Genomic DNA, 2,314 nt, shown 5'->3' on the forward strand with positions numbered 1-2,314 from the left:
CTGTATTTACTGGGTTTGACGGGTGTTTTATATCCATTTAGCTGCAAAAGTCAGGGTCTTTCGCAACTGTTAGAATATGAAAAGAGTATGCGAACTACGGCATTTTTGCCATTTATTCCGTACAAAAAATAAGATAAAAAAGTAGAAATGATGTAGAATATTTTTCAATAAAATTTGTACTAAAACAGAACATAAAAATTCCCACGAGAAACAATGCTGCTTTTCTGTTTCTCGTGGGGAAATAGTTATACAAAATCAAAACTCAATTGCGTATATTCTTCTATATCTGCAATTTCACATAAATAGTTCTCTAAATCCTCATTGGTTTTAATCACTGCTGCCTGATATAAATTCTCCAAAACATTATTTCCTGTAGAATATTTCAACAAACCGTGATAATAACAAGCCAGGCGGCGATTCTGTTTTTTTGCATACTCTGCAGTATGCATAGTACCACTTTTTTCCATAGCTTCTACTACCAGAACCCCCTGAGACATGCCACTTTGAAGTCGGTCGCGCTGCACGAAACGATATTTCTCAGGTCTTGTTCCTTCGGGATATTCGCTAATAAGACATCCGCCCTGCTTTAAAACTTCTTCTGCAATCCATTGATTAGATTTCGGATATATTTCATTTATTCCGCAAGGAAGAACCACTGCGCATTTCCCCCCTGCTGCCAGAGCCCCCTTTAGAGCTTCTGCATCACAGCCAAGTGCAAGACCATTTACAAGATTAAAACCATTTTTGCCTATAATACTGCCCGCATTATAAGCCAACTTAGCACCTACAGCCGATATCTTACGTGATCCTACAACCGCAATACTTTTATGCTCATTCAAAATATCAATATTTCCTCTATAGTACAAAACCTCTGGCCGGTCTTTTATTTTTTTCAAATCATGTGGATAATTTGTTTCATCAACTCGACAGATTTTTATTTCCTGCCATAGTGTTGTTTTCTTTTCTTCCATAAGCTTTTCCATTTTATATTGCCTTACCCAATGCAAACATTTCTACATTAGCGGCTCCACGATTTAATAAAATTTCTTTGCAGACATACAGAGAGTTTCCAGTTGTAGTTACGTCATCCATCAATAATACAATGTCTGCGCTTATGTCTATATCCTCTACCGTATCAATAGACTGCATATGAACTGACAGATTCCTGCTTCCTCCTGTTGCAAGCTTGTTGATTGAATGGCTTCTTCTTAAAAAATATACTTTATTATCCCTTCCATTGGCAGCAAGCATTTCTCCTAGTTTTCCAATTCCGGATTCTCTTTTTTTCCGCATTACTGGAAGGTACCACACAAATAGTTACTCCGGGGCATATCTCACAATCCAGTAAATTGTAAAAATATTTAATCGCCGATGGTTTCTTATCCTTCAAATCCAATATTTTCCCGCTAAACACATCAAACAATGGATTCTTTATCTTTCGTTCTCTGTCCAGCCAATATTTATGATAGTTACTGTAAACTACAATTTCACCAGTTCCGTTCCATGCTTCATTTACAAACACCATGTTTATAGCCTCCTTCGAACAAATGTTTTCTTTATTTTATCAGATTGCTACTCACATTTCAACCGGATGATCATTATATTTCTCAAACTCCTTTTCCATCTTTTCCAGTATATTGGAGTATTGAAGGAGTTCGGCCACACGTTGTTCTTTGTTGTCGTATTGTTTCTTGTAGGAGACGCGGTGTTCCATGGCGGCCCAGAAGTCCATGGAGATGGTTCGCAGCTGGATTTCTACCGGATAGTATTCGTTTGCATCCAGACAGCAGACATTTACGCCGAGAATGACATGATGGCTGCGATAACCGTTGGGCTTGGGGTTCTCAATATAGTTTCTCTCACGGATGAAAATAAGGTCGGGCTGCTTCTTTAACATGTTTACCAGATTATTCACATCCCCAACAAAATAGCAGATAATACGCACCCCCGCAATATCCTGCAACTGATCCTTGGCATTTTCCAAGGTTGGCTCGAAGCCATGACGCACCAGTTTTTCCTCAATGCTGTCCTTCTTTTTGATCCGGTACTGTATGTTATGAACGGGTTTCCCCGTCTTTGTTTTATAAATAGAGTGGTTCAGCACTTCCAGACGTGTCAGCAATAGCTTCATCGCATCCTCATACGGCTGAATAAGCTCATAATACTCCTTGTCAGTCATAAGTAAAAACCCTCCTTCTCGTTTCCCATGGTACTATATAAATGTGTTCATTTGGTGAGAACGAAATAAACAGAAAATAAATGTTACTGTTCACTGGTAACGTTCCGCGAGGCGTTTTTTGTGAACAAAGTTCAC

3 protein-coding genes are annotated in these 2,314 nt (G+C 38.7%); all 3 read right to left on the reverse strand.

Features of this window, described 5'->3' with window-relative positions:
• Window positions 1-245: 245 nt before the first annotated feature.
• The 3 genes from dprA to LIZ66_RS18215 all read right to left on the reverse strand — a co-directional run bounded on the left by dprA (window position 246) and on the right by LIZ66_RS18215 (window position 2,179).
• The gene (gene dprA, locus LIZ66_RS18205; RefSeq protein WP_173735417.1) at window positions 246-971 is read right to left on the reverse strand and encodes a DNA-processing protein DprA; all 726 of its coding nucleotides are present in this window, start codon (window positions 969-971) and stop codon (window positions 246-248) included.
• Between the two features lie 13 nt (window positions 972-984).
• Entirely contained in the window at window positions 985-1,293 is a 309-nt protein-coding gene (locus tag LIZ66_RS18210; protein WP_148463592.1) for a phosphoribosyltransferase, read from the reverse strand.
• Between the two features lie 283 nt (window positions 1,294-1,576).
• The gene (locus tag LIZ66_RS18215; RefSeq protein ID WP_148463591.1) at window positions 1,577-2,179 is read right to left on the reverse strand and encodes a GTP pyrophosphokinase; all 603 of its coding nucleotides are present in this window, start codon (window positions 2,177-2,179) and stop codon (window positions 1,577-1,579) included.
• Between the last annotated feature and the right edge of the window lie 135 nt (window positions 2,180-2,314).

The sequence above is a fragment of the Blautia faecis genome (assembly GCF_020554845.1).
Lineage (GTDB): Bacteria > Bacillota > Clostridia > Lachnospirales > Lachnospiraceae > Blautia_A > Blautia_A faecis.